The following is a 16,146-nucleotide window of genomic DNA, read 5'->3' on the forward strand; positions in this document are numbered from 1 at the left end:
TGAGGGGGAGGGATGGAGGACGTTCCTTCTGCTGATAGGGCCCGTCGCGATGCATGTCGCGACGGGCTTTTTGCATTAATCCAGTTCTCGAATAAACCGCTCGATATCCTCCAATCCCTTCCTCGTAGCGTAAGGTCGAAACAAAAGTGCTTTCATTCTCAAATAATGCCTTAATTGGCGTGACAGATTTTGCCGTGATTCAGTGAGTACCGCCTCCGAAAGCCAGAAGCGACTTTGCAGGCTGTTGCTGGAAATGATAAGTGACTTATCATCGTCGCTGCCGAATTTCAGGTATTTGTTTGTTTCTAGAAGTTCAATATCGTGTGCTAAGCCAGACATCCGGGTTTGTGTCACATTACCCCGGTAATTAGCAGCGATGCGGGCGTTTTGCTCCATTAAATGTACCATGCTTAGCAGGAGGCATTGGTATTTTAAGCCATTTTCAAACAGAAGCCTATTTTTATAAAGAAAATCGTATAGGCTATTTGAAAGTATCTCACTATGAATTTGTGTGTTGGATTCGGTGTAGGCCTGACTGATGCTGAACACAAGGTCATCCTTCGTCGGAAAATAGTAGGTGAGGTTGCCGATACGCATGCCTAGGTCGGCAGCCAGTTCGCGCATGCCTACGTACTCAATTCCTTTGAGGTTGAAGAGGTCTAAGGCCCGCTTAATAATTTTTTGCTGTGTAGCATTCATGATAATTTGGTCAATGTCCTAAGTTTTAATATTTTTAGGTCATTGACCAAAATTATAATAATTGCGTCTCCAAACAAAGCGATTTCGGACAGAGTATGAAAACTTTAACTGTTGAAAAGGTATATCCAGTTACCATCGACAATGGTCATGGTGAGCAACTGACATTTCTTGGTCGCGAGCTTCGCGACGGTACCGAATACGTTCGGGTTGAAAACCAAGTGAGTCCCGGTGCGGGCCCGCCCATGCATGTGCATCACCAGCAACACGAAAGCATGCGTATTCTCGAAGGTAAAATGGGCATCGAAATCCTGGGAGAGCAGCCTTACTTCCTATACAAAGGAGAGTCGGCAACATTCGAAGCCGGCGTCGTCCACCGGTTTTGGAATGCGGGTGACGCGACACTCCATTGCGAAGGCGAGATCTGGCCGCCGCATAATATCGAATATTTCCTTGCCGAAATTTACCGCTCTTCGCGCGAGCAGGGGAACGGCCGCCCGGGTGCGTTCGATTCTGCCTATCTGCTCGGGAAATATCATACAGAGTTCGATATGCTGGGGATTCCGACTTTTGTGAAGAAGGTCATTTTTCCGGTCATATTGTTTCTCGGGAAAATACTGGGGAAGGGAAGGCGATTTCAAAATGCGCCGGAGGCACAACCGGCGCGTTAAACAATCAGCATTATCTGGTAACATGTACCAGTTTTTAACCGTGTAGTTCTCGTTAATTTTTAACCTATTACTTCAAACAAAAAATGGAGACTACTAACGCAGCCTCCATTCAAACCCATTAAGAGGGCAGAGCGCTACTGCGCCCCGTCAATCCCTGATTTCGAAGTATTCTTCTCCTCCGGCGCCTTAAACTTCGCATTCGAAATCTTCAAAACCACCGCATTAGGCCAGGTCCTGTTCGTGTAAAACCGCTGACCGTTCACGGCGCTCACAGCGAGTCCGAGCGGGGTCGCTGCCGAGCGGATCGAAGCATCGAAATTGTTCACATATTCCACCAGCTCGCTGCCGTAACCCAATACCTCGACTTTCGTTGAAGACGTGCCTTCAACCATCGGGAAGAGGAATTCGCGGCGCTGGCCATATTTCCATTCATCGTCACGCTTTTTGGTGACGAACGCGTAAATGGCTTTTTCGTCATTGGATTGCGTGAACCAGATGTCCTTTTCGCGGATGACGGGCAATGGTTTTACGGCGTATATGGATTCTCCGTTCGCGAAGTTCCAGAGGGCGATTTCGCGAAGCAGGGCTTCCTGTTCGATCTGGATCTCGCCGTTCGGTTTCGGGCCGACATTCAGCAGGAAGTTACCACCCTTGGCGCGGATTTCGATGAGCATGTTGATGATCTCGGTGCCCGATTTGTGCGGGTCGTTGGTGGGTTTGTATTGCCAGTCGGTGCCCATGGTGTAGCAGGCTTCCCACGGGCGCGGTGAGGCTTTGTCGGGGATATTCTGCTCGGGCGTGTTCATGGCGTCGCGCGTGATCACAAGCTCGGGTTGCAGGCTCCACGCATACTCGCGCAGGCCGTCGCCGGGACCGTCGAAGAACATAATGTCGATTTTGCCGTAGTGGGTGAGGAGTTCTTTGATTTGCGCCTTGTCGTACTCCATTAGCTTGGGGTTGTTCATCGGGAACTGGCGCTTGTCCTGCAACCGGCCGAGTGGGATGCCGTTCTGGTGGAAAAACAGGAAATCTTCGGGCGAAAAATACAGCCCGACCGCAATGCCCTGCTTGCGGAATGCTTCGATGATCTCCTTCGTGACGTCCCGCTTGAAAGGCGTATTCATCACATTGAAAGGCGTCGTTTTGGTATCGAACATGCAGAAACCGGCGTGGTGTTTGGTCGTGAAAACGACATACTTCATGCCCGCAAGCCGCGCCATCGTAGCCCATTCGTCGGGATCGAACTTTTTGGGATTGAAGAACGTCGGCAGTTCTTTCATGTAGCGGTTCACGTAATCATCGGAAGCCCCGGCGAGCGAGTGGCTGATCACCGTTCCGAGCGAAACATCCACATTCCAGTGAATGAACATCCCGAAGCCCAGGTCCTGGAACCATTTGACGCGGTCGGGTTTGTTGGCGGTTTGCTGAGCGTAGGAGCCCGCGGCGAAGTTGAGGAGTAGTAGGAGTGTTAAAAATTTGGCGCGCATTGTTTAGTCTATGTTTATCCAAAGACGATTTTATCACGAGACAATACTCGTTTTGGAGAATATTTAAGAGTAATATGGGAATGAGTGGTCGAGAAGAAATATATTCGTAAAATGAACTAATTATGGACATTGTATCACTTCAAAAAAAGAAAGGTGATTGACGCTGATTCTTCATCAAATGTACGGCCGGTGACGTCACGCATTTGCTCATATTCCCTCGCGATAATGCCCCCGCCGCCTATCGCGGAGCACGTGCGTGGCTTCAAGCAAGACTACCGCAACGTCATCGGCAAAAGTTACGGCAGCGCCAACGCCGACGGCCACATTTCGCTCGATGGCTTCGATGCCGCTGAGGCAGATTACCCATTAATTCTGGCGGAGTATACCAGGTTAGTAAGTCCTCTAACGCCTTTTCAGCTCAATTTTTCGGGCTTCGCCGATTTCGACCGCGCCAATTTTTCGGCATTCTACATCAAGCCGACGGAGGAAGCATCCAATGCCATCCGAGAGCGGGCGCAGGCGATTATGAAGGCCTTCGATAAGAAGTTCAAAAAGCAATACATGCAGAAATGGGCCGATGAGTCTAAGAACCCGCATATGTCCATCGGGCGCAGGCTTACACGGGAGTGGATTGCGTTGGCTTATACCATTTTTACAGACTATGAAGCCGGATTTTTGTGCGATTCATTCGCCATTCGAAAGTACAATGAGAAGCGCCGGCAGTATGATGTGATCGATATAATTCAGTTGCAGGGGCCGAATGGGGTTGGAGAGCAGATCAGTTTGTTTTAGTCTGAAATGCTGGTCTCTGCATTTTGTTTGCTGCTGGTCAGGTACGGCTTGGCTCTGATCATTCGGATATTGTTGAATTCTTCGATGATCAGCGTGTCGTCTTCGGGGACGATACCACGCTTAATCCAGTTGCTAACGGTTTCGGTGTTTTTGATACCGAACCGTCTGCAATATTCTTTGATCGTAACCCATTCGGTTAAATCGACTACCACTCCTCGCCGGATTAAATAATCATTGGACTCCTTAATGGCGATGTCCGCTTGCTTCATTAAATCATGCAATCTTGCTCGAAATTCCTCCGTGGTTTCCATCTGTGCTGCCTAATTAATGTTTCTTTCCATTTCGTCTATAACCTTCGTCAATCTGGATATATGATCCAAAATTTGATCAATTTCTTCTGCCGTCATGTTATCGGCCTGATCTCGGAGCATTTGTTTAAGTGCTGCCCTGAGCATTCTAAGTTCGAAGAGGTTCATTTTTCACCTATATCAAATTTACATATTGTTATTCAGCATAACAAGACTCTGCTTTCATGAGAAGATGTACTTGGAGTTTGAAACTGAGCAGATTTTACTTTGCTGCTATTAAAAAATGATCAAGCAGATGATTTGCATGATCGACCGGTGAATAACGAATATCGCCTTACAGTATCTTTGATAAATGTAATTTGTTGTTTATTAGGTGCATATAAATAACATTGTCGCTAAATACGAACAATCAGACCTCCCACATACCCATGCTCCAGCGCTACACCCTCAATGAATTCTACGCAGATCGCCTTTCGCATCGACTTGTTCAGGCCAAAAAATGGTGGGACAGAGTTATTTTCTTTACGATAGTCGTGGTGTTTGTAACGGTCTGGCTGGGGTTGGTTTTTCGAAAGGAAGAAACCGGCGCGTTTATGGACCAATTTAGCGAAAGGTTTGCCCGCTGGATTTTTGAACAGGACCATTCCCAGCAGCGCATGTTCGGAATTTTTGGATTGGTATTCCTGGCTAACGTCGCACCGTCGCTTGTCTTTTTCGTGCGAAAAAACTGGATTTTTCCGAAAGCATCCATGAGCTTACGCGGGTATGCTGCCATTCAATCCAAAGAAGTGATCAAGCTGCCGCGGAGCAGGGGAGCGACTAAAATTCCGAAGGCGTTTTACGTATATGTGAGCCATCCGGTAACAGGGAATGTAATACCCGTAGAGATTTCGGAAGGTTGGTATACGAATCTCGAAGCCGGCAACCGGGTTAACGTACATTATCATCCCAGCAGCGATAATGTAGTTTATCTGATTAATTCCTGATAGATGCAAAAAAAGCAGAGGCCGAAACCTCTGCTTTTTGTATAGAATGTCGTCAATTTTTACTTCCCTATGACCACGCGGCCTGCGGTGACGTTGCCGTCTTTCTGCACAACTTGTAAAAGGTACGTACCGGCATTTAAATGCCCTGTTTTGATCACAGCCGCAGGTTTGGATGTTTGGAAAACTGGCTGCCCGGCCTGATTTAACAGTTTTACAGAAACCGCATTGGCCAACATTTTTTCATCCAGCAGTAACTGCTCGCCCACGGGGTTGGGGTAGAAAGCTGTCAGTCTCTGACCTTCAAAAAACAGCCTTTTAATACTGCTGTACGCGAATGTGCCGTCGGTATCCACCATTTTAAGCCGGTACAAGTTTTCGCCCGGGAGTGGCGAAAGGTCGGCAGCATGGTAACTGGTTTTGACGCGGCTTTGGTTGGCCGCTGTGATTGTTTCAATAACTGTCCAGTTGCGACCGGTACCACTTCGTTGGATTTCGAAATGGCTGGAATTGGTTTCTTCCGCCGTAGACCAGGTCAGAGCCGCCTGATTTTCCTGCTTCTCCGCAGTGAAATAAGTTAGTGTCACAGGCAAGACGGCGTCATTGGTGAACACAAAGGCTGCGCCTGCATTAAGCATCGAATTCGCATTGTTTTCATCATCGTCTTTCGAACTCGCTCCCACGATGATGTTTTTACCCTCCAGAGCGACTGAATACCCGAAAGAATCGTCACCCTCTCTGGAAGAAGCAACTAATTTCTTCACCATCGCCCAATCGTCATTGCCGGAATTTTCAAAAATGAACACTGAGCCCGCGGCGTTGACTGGATTGGCGTCATTGGCGTCATTGTCATCGGTATTGGCCCCAACAACGATGTGGTTGCCTTTTAAAGAAACACTTCCGCCAAAACCCTGAGAATCGACCCGTTTAGTGGCAGTTACCTTCTTTAACAGACCCCAGTTCGATATTCCTCCCTGACCTCGTTTAAAAATGTAGGCTGATCCGGAATGCGCAAGAGTGTTTGTTTCCGCTGCATCTTCGTCCTCCTGACTGGCCCCTACTACGGCATAGTCTCCATCAATGCTCACTGACGTTCCGAAATAGTCGTATTCAGCGCGGACAGGAGCCGTGATTTTCTTAACCTGTCCCCATGAATCGGGACCGCCGTTGTTCTTTTCAAAAATATAGGCAGAACCGGCCGCCCATACGCGATTCAAGCCATTAGCATCGTGCGATTCCTGCATAGCGCCTACAATGGCTTTGTCCCCCGAAATCGCGACTGATTTGCCAAACTGGTCGCTTCCCGAGCGATCGGACGACAAAATTCTTTTCAAGAGCCCCCAATTATTGCTCCCGCCCTGGTCTTTTTTGTAGAGATATGCTGCGCCTGCGAAGTCAAGCGAATTATCGGGAGTTGCGTCGGTTTCGTAAGGTACGCCTATCAATACATAATCTCCGCTGATGGCCAATGCATTGCCAAAAGTAACGTTGGTCTGAGGTTGCGGTGACGTGATCTTTTTCACCAGTCCCCAGGCATTGCTTCCCCCCGCATCTTTTTGGAAAATATACACCGCGCCGGCGCCGTTAGCGACACCTCCGCCGGGTAAACTGATGTTTTCATAAGGTGCACTCACCACAAGGGTTTCGCCGTTGAACGCTACCTGCGTGCCAAAGAGCATAAAAGGCGATCTAACTGGTGCCGTAATTTTCTTTACCTGTACCCATACGCTGCCCACTTTATGAAAGATATAGGCCGCACCCGCCCGCTCCATAGAGAAGTTACCATTGGCGTCGTCGTCTTCGCCGAGTGCGCCCACAATGGCGTAGTCGCCGGATATGGCCACCGAACTGCCGAATATGCTCAGGTTTTCACGGTCGGCAGCAACGATCTTCTGAGTAGGTTGCCACTGTGCCAGGCCGATGTGCGAATACGATGCAGCAAACATCAGCGGAAAAATCCATTTTTTGATAGAGGTAGTGTTGAATCGCATGAGCTGTTTTTGTTTAGGGTTTAAGGGGAATCCTGGCCTAGTTACCGACGGCAACCTGGCTGCTTGTCATAGTTCCGTCTTTCCTGGTGATTTGCAGAATGTAAGTTCCGTTCGACAAGTGACCCGTATGGATAGCCGGTACCGGTTTGGACGTCTCGAAAACCGGCTTACCCGTTTGATCCAGTAATTTAAGGGACACGGCATTTCTCAAAGTTGTTTCAGCAAGCACCAACCGGTCCGATACCGGATTGGGGTAAAATGACGCGGATCCTGGTCCGTTAAAAGTCAGCGTCTGGATTTTGCTATACGCGAATGTGCCGTCGTTGTCTACCATTTTGAGGCGATAGAGATTCTGTCCAGTCAGCGGTGATTTGTCCAATGCGTCATAATGAGCAGCCACACGACTTTCGTTGGCTGCTTTTACGTTTTCGAGGGTTGTCCAGGTGCGCCCGTCAGCACTTCGCTGGATTTCGAAATGGCTTGAATTGGTTTCCTCGGTAGTTGTCCATTTCAAATGGGCTTGCTTTTCCCTTTGCTCCGCCGAAAAGCTGACGAGCTTCACAGGTAAGGCGCTTTCACGCGAGAAGCTATATGCCGCGCCAGGGTAATAAAATGCAAAGGGCCCTCCATTATTTTCTGCGATAGCACCCACAAGGATCAGCGTGTCATTGAGTGCCACCGCATTTCCAAAGGAGTCATCCTTGTCCCTGTCAGGTGCGTGAATTTTCGCTGTTTGTCCCCAATTCCCAATGCCGCCACGGTTTTCAGAAAAGACCCACGCGGCTCCGGCATTTATCACATAATCCTCGTTTTTATAATCAAAGCCTTCGGTCTGGGCACCGACTACGACTGTACCTCCCCTTATAGCAACTGAGCAGCCGAAGTTGGATCGATCTCTCCTCAGATCTGCGGTCAATTTCTTTCCAAGTCCCCATTGGTCAAGCCCTCCATTATTTTTTGAAAAAAGATATGCGGCACCTACACTATACAACAACGTAGACCCTTCCATTACCCTCTCGCGGGGAGCGCCTACCACAACCTGGTCGCCATCGATCGAAACTGACATTCCGAAGGATGCGCTTTCTGCTATGGGAGGTGCCATAATTTTCTTTGCCAATCCCCAATTGTTAGCTCCACCCAGCGTTTTTTTGAAGATATGGGCAGAACCGGTTTCTTGGACTTCCGGGCCGGTTCCCGAGTTATAGTCGGAGTAAGCGCCTACGACCACATATTCGCCGCTTATGGCTACTTTTCCGCCGAAGGAATTGGAACCATTTCCGGTTTGTGGAATCAAGGTTGCCACAGAGCCCCAGTTGTTAGTTCCGCCTGCATTCTTTTCAAGTACGTAGCCCCGGGGTTCGTAGTACACTCCTGCAATGGCATTATTTCCGTCGATAGCAACGCTGTTACCAAAGTATTCATTAACCTTACGATTCGGCGATGTTACTTTTTTTACAAATCCCCAGTTATCGGCGCCGCCCTGGTTTTTTGCAAATATGTAGGCAGCACCGGCGCCAGACAACCGATTTTGTTCATTAGCATCTGTTTCAGACTTGGATCCGATGATCATGTAGTCATCTTTGATGCAAACAGACATGCCGAAATAGTCATACGCAGCCCTGACCGGCGGATAGATTTTTTTGATCTGTTTCCAAACGCCATGGTCATTGAAAAACAAGTAAGCGGCACCCGCCCAATCGAGCGAGGGTTTGCCATCGGCGGCACCATTGTCGGAAAGTGCACCTATGAGCGCATAGTTTCCGGAAATGGAAATGTCATGTCCAAACGAACCATGCGAAATTCTGTCACTTGCAACTACTTTTATCCCGGGCTGCCAACTCTGTCCCAAGGATATGGAAGCTGATAAAATAAATGATAAGAAAAGAAAGAGAGGTCTTCTTAGTGGGTAAAAATATGAATGCATGTTGATGCTTTAAAGATAAAGAGGTGAGTAAGTAACTAATATTAAACTATTCGCAAGTTAACGGAAAAATTCCGTGCAGGTGCGACGTGTAATATTTTGCGATGATCTATTATGATCATTCTTATAAATTTCCGGGAACGTTGTCAGGTGCACAATAGGATTCCTCGTCTATGCCAGTTAATAAAACACTGCGTATTTAAACTTTTGGGAAACTTGGACAGGACGACGGACGACAGCGCGCTTTGGCTGGCATACCGGAACGGCGACAATGAGGCGTTAGGCATGATCGCCGAGCGATATTACGGCGCATTGCGGCGGTATGGGATGAAGTTTCTCGTCGGTGAGAGCATTGTGGAGGACTGCATCCAGGATTTGTTTCTGGATCTCTGGCAGAACCGCGAGCGTATCAGCCAGACGCCGTCAGTCAAGTTTTATCTTTTCAAAGCCATCCGGCATAGCATTCTCGGTCATTTGCGTTACCAGCAGCGGTTCGCGAATGAGGAGTCGCTGGATTGGGATACATCCTTCCCCGATAATTTCAATGCGGAATCACTGCTGATCGAGCAGGAGACGCTGAACGGCCTGGTGGCGCAGATGCATGCGCATATGGAGGCCCTGCCTAAGCGTGAGCGGGAGGCGTTGTACCTGCGTTATTATGAGAATATGAGCGTCGCGGAAATTTCGGGGCTGATGGGTGTCAATCGGCAGTCTGTTTCCAACTTTCTTCAAAAGGGCATTACCCGCATCCGTGCCAAGTGGTTTGTCACGATGGTACTAAACCTATTCTTTTTTTAATTTTTTCCCTGATCCGAGGGTATATCGGTTCCTGTCATTCATAATATCTTAGAAATCATTTGAAAAATGAAGAATGGACAGGCCAGACTACGATTTGAATACCCCGGAGGATTTTCTGCAAAATGACCGTTTCCGCCATTGGGTGAGACACCGGCTGCCGGAAGACAGGGCATTCTGGGAAGATTTTCTCAACACTTATCCCGAAAAACGTCCCATTTACGAGAAAGCGGTTGCCATGCTGTTGGCGATATTCGGCAAAGAGCAGGCAGCGGAAGCAGGTGAAGGTGCGGGGAGGCTCCGCGAAATGCTGAATACAGCCGCCAACCGGACCGAAGACCGCAACGAACCTTTGCCGTTGTGGCGCTGGCTGCGCTGGTCTGCGGCCGCGGTGCTGGTGATCGGGTTGGGTTTCTGGTGGAGCAGGGGAGGGCGGGAGGCCGGGACCATCGCAGATGGCGTTGCGCAGGCAGATCAACCTGTACAGAGCAAATGGATCGTTCGGGAGAACCAGTCGCAGACAGTCATGTTGGTGAATTTACCCGATGGGTCGTCGGTGTTGCTCAGCAAAGGCAGCAGCATTCGCTTCGGCAAGGAGATGAACGATCCCGAGCGGGATGTGTTCCTCGACGGTGAGGGCTTTTTCGAGGTAGTTAAGAACCCCGCAAAACCATTTCTGGTACATACCGACAAGCTCACCACCCGGGTGCTGGGCACAAGTTTTCGTGTGAAGTCATTCCCGGGCCACGCTGAGGCCGAGGTCGCGGTAAAAACGGGTAAAGTGGCCGTGGTAGCCGATGGTAGCGATGCCGCAGAGCCGCTGATGCTTTATCCCAATCAACGCGTGAGCCTGATTCGCAAAAATGACAAGTTCATTAGCTCAGTGACCGGCCCGGCCCGCAATGAAACTACCACGCCAATCGAGACCGAATCCTTTGATTTTGAGTTCACGCCGGTGTCCGAGGCATTCAAAATACTCGAAACGCATTATGCGGTGAAAATCCATTTCGACCCGGAAAGGATGAACAATTGCACCGTGACCGCATCGCTCAAAGATGAGCCATTTCTCGAAAAGGTGCGGCTGATATGCCTGGCAACGGAAGCGTCCTTTGTCGTCAATGGCGATGAAGTTACCATTTCCGGAGCCGGTTGCCCCTAGCCGGGCGCCCCTAACCCCTCAAAATTCTCACCTAACTCTTACCATATGAAAAAATCCAGCCGCGCTGTACCCGATTGACTATTTCTCCTATCGGAGATAAGAACTACTATCTCATGTTTCTGAACTTTAACCATTTATGAAGAAAAATCTATCTATTAAAATGACTGATCCAGGCATTGTCCGGTCGGCCCGGGGACTTTTGTACTTTCAAACTTTGCTAATGCTCGTATTCATGCAATTCAGCTGGGCCAAGAGCGGAAGTGCCCAGGAAATGCTGAACCAACGTGTAACCATCTCCGTGGAGAACGAGCGCATTGAATCGGTTATCAGCCGGTTGGAAAAGTCGGCCAATGTCAGGTTCCTTTACAGCAGGGAGATTATCCAGTCGAAAAGAAAGGTCAGTTTTACAGCTGAAAATCAGCCGTTATCCTCGGTACTGGAAGGTATTTTGCAGCCGTTGAAGCTGAAATACGAGGTTTCGGGCGATAAAATTATCCTTAAAAGACAGTTGAACACATCGGAGGCAGAGCCACAGGTTTTGCCGACTCCCGATGCGCCGGCAGCAGAAATCAATCTTTCGGGTACGGTGACCGACACCGATGGTATCGGCCTGCCGGGTGTGAGCATCCTGGTCAAAGGAACGCAAACCGGTACCACCACAGATGGCGACGGCAAGTTCCGGCTCGGTGTCGCCGACCGCAATGCGGTACTTGTTTTCAGTTTTGTCGGATACATTTCACAAGAAATCGCGGTAGGAGCCCAATCCGTGCTGAATGTGAAACTCGCCGCCGACGATAAGGCATTGGAAGAGGTGGTAGTAGTGGGTTATGGTGTGCAAAAGAAAGCCAATTTGACGGGCGCGGTATCAACTGTCGATTCGAAGGCTATTGAAAACCGCCCGTCGAGCAACCTGGCAACGGGTTTGCAGGGTGTAACGCCGGGGCTGATCATCACGCGCCAGACCGGTCAGCCGGGCCGCGAAAATATCGCCATCCAGATTCGTGGGGCCACTTCTGCAAATGGAAACGTAAATCCTCTTGTGTTGCTGGACGGCGTGAGCGTGCCCATCAGCACCATGCAGACAATGAACCCTAACGACGTGGAGAGTATCAGTGTGCTGAAAGATGCTGCTGCGGCGGCTATTTATGGCGCGCAGGCAGCGGGTGGCGTGATTTTGATTACCACCAAAAAAGGAAAGGCCGGGAAAGTTGCATTCGATTACTCGGGACAGCAGGGTATCGACTGGTCAACCAACGTGCCCGACAGAATGTCCCTGCTTGAAGAAGCGCTGTTTTCGAACCTGGCGCGCAAGAATTCGGGCAGCGCACCGGAGTATACCGATGAGGAAATCCAGCGCATTCGTGACGGTGTACCTTATGTAGTAAATCCTGCCGATACGTCTTCTTACCTTTATTACAACCAGGAGCCTATTGCGAACCAGCTTTTGAGGAAACATACCTCCATGAGCACGCACAACCTCACTGTGCGCGGAGGAAGCGACAAGCTCAACTTCCTGATTTCGGGTGGCTACTATAATAAGCAGGGCGTATTCAAAGTTGGGCCAGATAGCTACGACCGCTACAATGCCCGCATGAACCTGGGCGCCGAGCTGAACAAATACCTCTCGCTTGATAGCCGTTTATCGTTCACCAATGACCACACCAAAGCATCTTATGCCGAGGCAAATGGTGGCGGGTTGATTTACCAGGTGTACCGTTTCCGGACGAGGAACCCTGCATTTACACCAGAGGGCCGTTACAATTCGGCTAATAGCACTTATGCGCAGCTTAAAGACGGTGGTTATAACGACTACAAAAGGAATTATTTTGACGGGGTATTTACCTTGACAGCCGCCAACTTCGTGAAGGGCTTGCAGATCCGCGCAGTGGCCGGTACGCAATACCGCCGGGGCGATCGCCGCGTATTTAACCGCACGGTGCCCCTTTGGAGCAAGTCTAAAATTGCAGGGTGGGTGAACCAGGTGAATTCTTACAATGTCACCAACGAGCTTACCAAAAATACCAACTTGCAGGCCTTGGTGAATTATGATTTTAAGATCGCGGAAAAGCACAATTTCGGGCTTTTCGCGGGGTATCAGTGGGAAGATTACCGTGAGGACTTCAACTACGCCGGAGCTACCAATTTGGTCAGCAATGACTTACCAACGCTGAACCTGGGCGACGATAAAACCAAAACCAACAGCCAGGCGATCGCTACGCGTGCATTCCAGTCGGTATTCGGCCGTTTTAACTATAATTTCAACAACAAATACCTTTTCGAGGCGACCATCCGCTTCGATGAGAGTTCTAAACTGGCGCCGGAAGGTCGCCGCAAAGCGTTTCCATCGGCATCCGCGGGCTGGAATGTGCATCAGGAAAACTGGTTTGCTAACACGCTTTCATTTTTTTCCGAGTTTAAACTCCGCGCCTCCTGGGGCCGGTTGGGCGGCGCGCTTGGTGATGCGATCGGCAATTACGACTACCTGAGCCAACTTAGCCGTGGTAACGGGCTGGTATTGGGTGATTCGCGCACCTCTTACATCTATCAAGGCTCAATTCCTTCGGCTAACCTCTCGTGGGAAACCATTGAAACAACCAACGGTGGTATCGATATTGGTTTGCTGCAAAACCGCCTGCAATTCAGTGGAGACTATTATGTGAAATATAACCGCAATATGCTCACAGCCCAGCAGCTGCCCGGTACGATCGGGATCGGCACGCCGCGGAAGAACAACGGTGAGCTCAAATCGTGGGGTTGGGAAACTGAGCTGCGCTTCCGTGACCAGATCGGGAAGGACTTCAATTACTCGTTTGCCATTAATTTTTCGGACAACAACAACCGTCTGATCAGCTTTTCAAACCGCAATGTGGTAGGGACAGGAACAAACGGTCTGATCGAAGGGTATCCGCTGAACACCATCTGGGGTTACGAAACGGCGGGCTATTTCAGCGCCGAGGACGAAGTGAAACAATGGGCATTCCAGGATAACCGTGCCGGGGTAGGCGATGTAAAATACATTGACAAGGATGGCGACAAGCGAATCTCGGTGGGAAAAGGTACCGTAGAAAACCACGGCGACCTGATCATGCTGGGCAGCACTTCGCCACGCTATCTTTTTGGTGTGACGCTCGGTGCAAGTTGGAAAGGGTTTGATCTCTCCGCATTCTTCCAGGGCGTAGGCAAACGTCATTACCGTGCTACGCCGGAATCGATCGCGCCGCTTCTGGTAACGTGGAAACAGGCAATGGGCGTACACCGCGACTACTGGACGCCGGAAAATACCGATGCCCTGTTCCCTCGCCCTTACACCGGCGGAACGCACAATTACCTGGCTTCGGACAAATGGACTTTGAATGCCAGCTATGTCAGGCTGAAAAACATTCAGGTGGGTTACACAATTCCTGCGAGACTGACCGATAAGCTCCGCATTTCACGGGCACGCGTATTCTTCTCCGGGCAGGATATCCTCACATTCTCGGGAATGGGTGGGTTTAAGGGATACTTCGATCCTGAAACCCGGGACGGCGTGGAGAACGACTACCCATTCTTTGCGACGGCGGCATTTGGTATCAACCTCTCATTCTGACCCACGATTTCAAACATTGCTTTTATGAAAATCACATTGAAACATACATTGCTGGCTTTCGCGTTGTTGACGGCTGTTTCGTCCTGTGACGTGGAACGCCTGCCTGAAACCAATATCAGCGACCTGAACTTCTGGAAAACGGAGTCAGATATCAAAACCGCGAATAACTACCTGTATACATTCCTCCCGGGATTCAGCACAGAGGATGTATGGTCCGACGACGGCTTTGGCCTGGCAGCTAACTCGATCAGCGACGGCTCACGATTGGCGCCCGCCACCGCGGGCGATTATAACGCGCCGTACATGATCGTCCGCGCGGCTAATAATATCCTGGAAAAGGCGCCCAATGCGGCGGTTACGCCGGCGATCCTGGACCGCTATCTGGCCGAAGCGCGGTTTTTCCGTGCCTGGGCTTACTTTTCGCTGGTTCAGAAATACGGCGGTGTTCCGCTGATCCTGAAAACGCTGGATGAAAACAGCCCGGATCTCATTGGCGCCTCAGCTACCCGCGAGGCAGTTGTTGATCAGATCTACGCAGACCTGGATTTTGCCATTGCCAAACTCCCGACGATTACCACATTGGGTACTGCCGATTTCGGCCGCATTTCCAAAACCGCCGCGCACGCATTCAAGGCCCGCGTGGCGTTGTTTGAAGGCACGTACGCCAAATTCCATTCCAAAGGCGATGCTACCAAGCACCTGACCCTGGCCCTGGCGTCCAGCAAGGCCGTGATCGACAGCAAGGAGCATGCATTGTTCGGCAACTACTTCGATCTTTTCCAAATGGCAGGAGAAGGGCGTCAGAACAAGGAGAATATCATTGTAAAACAATACGGCGTATCCAACACCGAGCGCGTGGTTACGCACAACTACTACCGCGGCTCGCTCGAAACAGGTAACCTGAATCCCACCAAGTCGCTCGCTGATTCTTACCTGATGAAAGATGGCTTGCCCGTCGGCAAGTCGCCGCTTTGGACTTTGCCCGATTCGTCACACAAGGTTTTCAGAAATCGTGACGCGCGTATGAGCGCGACTTTTATGAAGCGCGGGGACGCGATGATGACCACCAAGCCGATCTTCGATATAGCTAACCTGGTGTTCAACAAAACCGGTTATATGTTCCGCAAATTCGCCAATATCGATGATTGGAACAGCCAGGCATCGACCATCGACCGCCCGCTGCTGCGTTACGCCGAAGTGCTGCTGATATTCGCCGAAGCATCTTACGAATTAAACAACGCGATCACGGATGCCGAACTGGATATGTCAGTGAACCTGCTACGCGAGCGTGGTCAGGTCGCCAAACTTTCAAATGCTTTTGTAAAGGCTAACGGACTGGACATGCGTGAAGAAATTCGCCGTGAGCGCCGCGTCGAGCTCGCGCAGGAAGGTTTCCGGTACTGGGATATTATCCGTTGGAAAACGGCTGAAACCGAGCTCGTGAAACCGGTTTTGGGTAATTTTTATTTCAAAGGCGAGTTCGCAGCAGCCACCGTTAACCTTACACCGGATAACATTATTCTGGTACAAGCCGCCAGCTTCCGCAAATTCGATCCTGCCAAAGATTACCTGTGGCCTTTGCCGATCAACGAAATCGCATTGAACCCCAAGCTGGATCAGAACCCGGGTTGGTAGGAGGGTGAAGGGAGGAAAGGGAGGAAGGGGAGGAAGGGGAAGAAGGGGAGCATAGTCCCTCGTCCCTTTCCTCCATCCTCCCTTTCTTCCCTTCTCCCTTTCCTCCCTTTTTCCCTTTTGAT

12 protein-coding genes are annotated in these 16,146 nt (G+C 50.1%); 7 read left to right on the forward strand and 5 right to left on the reverse strand.

Annotated elements, in window-relative coordinates:
* Nucleotides 1-75: 75 nt before the first annotated feature.
* A complete protein-coding gene (locus CLV60_RS08830) occupies nt 76-699 on the reverse strand; it encodes a TetR/AcrR family transcriptional regulator (RefSeq protein ID WP_106595032.1) in 624 nt (207 codons plus the stop codon).
* Nucleotides 700-794: 95 nt separating this feature from the next.
* Between CLV60_RS08830 and CLV60_RS08835 the strand changes: the two genes are divergently transcribed.
* Nucleotides 795-1,367, forward strand: coding sequence for a cupin domain-containing protein (locus tag CLV60_RS08835; protein ID WP_106595033.1), 573 nt, complete (start codon nt 795-797; stop codon nt 1,365-1,367).
* 134 nt (nt 1,368-1,501) lie between these two features.
* Here the strand turns inward: CLV60_RS08835 and CLV60_RS08840 are convergent, their stop codons facing one another.
* A complete protein-coding gene (locus CLV60_RS08840) occupies nt 1,502-2,854 on the reverse strand; it encodes an alpha-L-fucosidase (RefSeq protein ID WP_106595034.1) in 1,353 nt (450 codons plus the stop codon).
* 225 nt (nt 2,855-3,079) lie between these two features.
* Here CLV60_RS08840 and CLV60_RS08845 point away from each other — a divergent pair, with 225 nt between their 5' ends.
* The gene (locus CLV60_RS08845) at nt 3,080-3,646 is read left to right on the forward strand and encodes a 2'-5' RNA ligase family protein (protein ID WP_106595428.1); all 567 of its coding nucleotides are present in this window, start codon (nt 3,080-3,082) and stop codon (nt 3,644-3,646) included.
* Here CLV60_RS08845 and CLV60_RS08850 read toward each other — a convergent pair.
* Nucleotides 3,643-3,915, reverse strand: a complete 273-nt coding sequence (locus CLV60_RS08850; protein WP_146151540.1) for a hypothetical protein — start codon at nt 3,913-3,915, stop codon at nt 3,643-3,645. The genes CLV60_RS08845 and CLV60_RS08850 overlap by 4 nt on opposite strands.
* Before the next feature lie 467 nt (nt 3,916-4,382).
* Between CLV60_RS08850 and CLV60_RS08855 the strand changes: the two genes are divergently transcribed.
* Nucleotides 4,383-4,940 carry a hypothetical protein gene (locus CLV60_RS08855; protein WP_106595036.1) on the forward strand — a complete coding sequence of 186 codons (558 nt, stop codon included), beginning with the start codon at nt 4,383-4,385 and terminating at the stop codon, nt 4,938-4,940.
* 59 nt (nt 4,941-4,999) lie between these two features.
* Here the strand turns inward: CLV60_RS08855 and CLV60_RS08860 are convergent, their stop codons facing one another.
* Nucleotides 5,000-6,928, reverse strand: coding sequence for a T9SS type A sorting domain-containing protein (locus CLV60_RS08860; protein WP_106595037.1), 1,929 nt, complete (start codon nt 6,926-6,928; stop codon nt 5,000-5,002).
* 37 nt (nt 6,929-6,965) lie between these two features.
* Nucleotides 6,966-8,777, reverse strand: coding sequence for a T9SS type A sorting domain-containing protein (locus CLV60_RS08865; protein WP_170118752.1), 1,812 nt, complete (start codon nt 8,775-8,777; stop codon nt 6,966-6,968).
* Between the two features lie 288 nt (nt 8,778-9,065).
* On the opposite strand from CLV60_RS08865, the gene CLV60_RS08870 reads away from it, so the two are divergent.
* The 4 genes from CLV60_RS08870 (at nt 9,066) to CLV60_RS08885 (ending at nt 16,024) form a co-directional block, all read left to right on the forward strand.
* A complete protein-coding gene (locus tag CLV60_RS08870; protein WP_106595429.1) occupies nt 9,066-9,647 on the forward strand; it encodes an RNA polymerase sigma factor in 582 nt (193 codons plus the stop codon).
* 73 nt (nt 9,648-9,720) lie between these two features.
* The gene (locus CLV60_RS08875) at nt 9,721-10,803 is read left to right on the forward strand and encodes a FecR family protein (RefSeq protein WP_106595039.1); all 1,083 of its coding nucleotides are present in this window, start codon (nt 9,721-9,723) and stop codon (nt 10,801-10,803) included.
* 136 nt (nt 10,804-10,939) lie between these two features.
* On the forward strand, nt 10,940-14,389 hold the full coding sequence (locus CLV60_RS08880; protein WP_229210883.1) for a SusC/RagA family TonB-linked outer membrane protein: 3,450 nt from the start codon (nt 10,940-10,942) through the stop codon (nt 14,387-14,389).
* A gap of 24 nt (nt 14,390-14,413) precedes the next feature.
* Complete coding sequence (locus CLV60_RS08885; RefSeq protein ID WP_106595040.1) at nt 14,414-16,024, forward strand: RagB/SusD family nutrient uptake outer membrane protein; 1,611 nt, start codon at nt 14,414-14,416, stop codon at nt 16,022-16,024.
* The last annotated feature ends 122 nt before the right edge of the window (nt 16,025-16,146 follow it).

It is taken from the genome of Dyadobacter jiangsuensis, assembly GCF_003014695.1.
Taxonomy (GTDB): domain Bacteria; phylum Bacteroidota; class Bacteroidia; order Cytophagales; family Spirosomataceae; genus Dyadobacter; species Dyadobacter jiangsuensis.

Bases quoted from the DNA above. Each gene is read 5' to 3' on its own strand.
- CLV60_RS08830 (WP_106595032.1), bottom strand. From the start codon at position 699: ATGAATGCTACACAGCAAAAAATTATTAAGCGGGCCTTAGACCTCTTC.
- CLV60_RS08835 (WP_106595033.1), top strand. From the start codon at position 795: ATGAAAACTTTAACTGTTGAAAAGGTATATCCAGTTACCATCGACAAT.
- CLV60_RS08840 (WP_106595034.1), bottom strand. From the start codon at position 2,854: ATGCGCGCCAAATTTTTAACACTCCTACTACTCCTCAACTTCGCCGCG.
- CLV60_RS08845 (WP_106595428.1), top strand. From the start codon at position 3,080: ATGCCCCCGCCGCCTATCGCGGAGCACGTGCGTGGCTTCAAGCAAGAC.
- CLV60_RS08850 (WP_146151540.1), bottom strand. From the start codon at position 3,915: ATGAAGCAAGCGGACATCGCCATTAAGGAGTCCAATGATTATTTAATC.
- CLV60_RS08855 (WP_106595036.1), top strand. From the start codon at position 4,383: ATGCTCCAGCGCTACACCCTCAATGAATTCTACGCAGATCGCCTTTCG.
- CLV60_RS08860 (WP_106595037.1), bottom strand. From the start codon at position 6,928: ATGCGATTCAACACTACCTCTATCAAAAAATGGATTTTTCCGCTGATG.
- CLV60_RS08875 (WP_106595039.1), top strand. From the start codon at position 9,721: ATGGACAGGCCAGACTACGATTTGAATACCCCGGAGGATTTTCTGCAA.
- CLV60_RS08880 (WP_229210883.1), top strand. From the start codon at position 10,940: ATGAAGAAAAATCTATCTATTAAAATGACTGATCCAGGCATTGTCCGG.
- CLV60_RS08885 (WP_106595040.1), top strand. From the start codon at position 14,414: ATGAAAATCACATTGAAACATACATTGCTGGCTTTCGCGTTGTTGACG.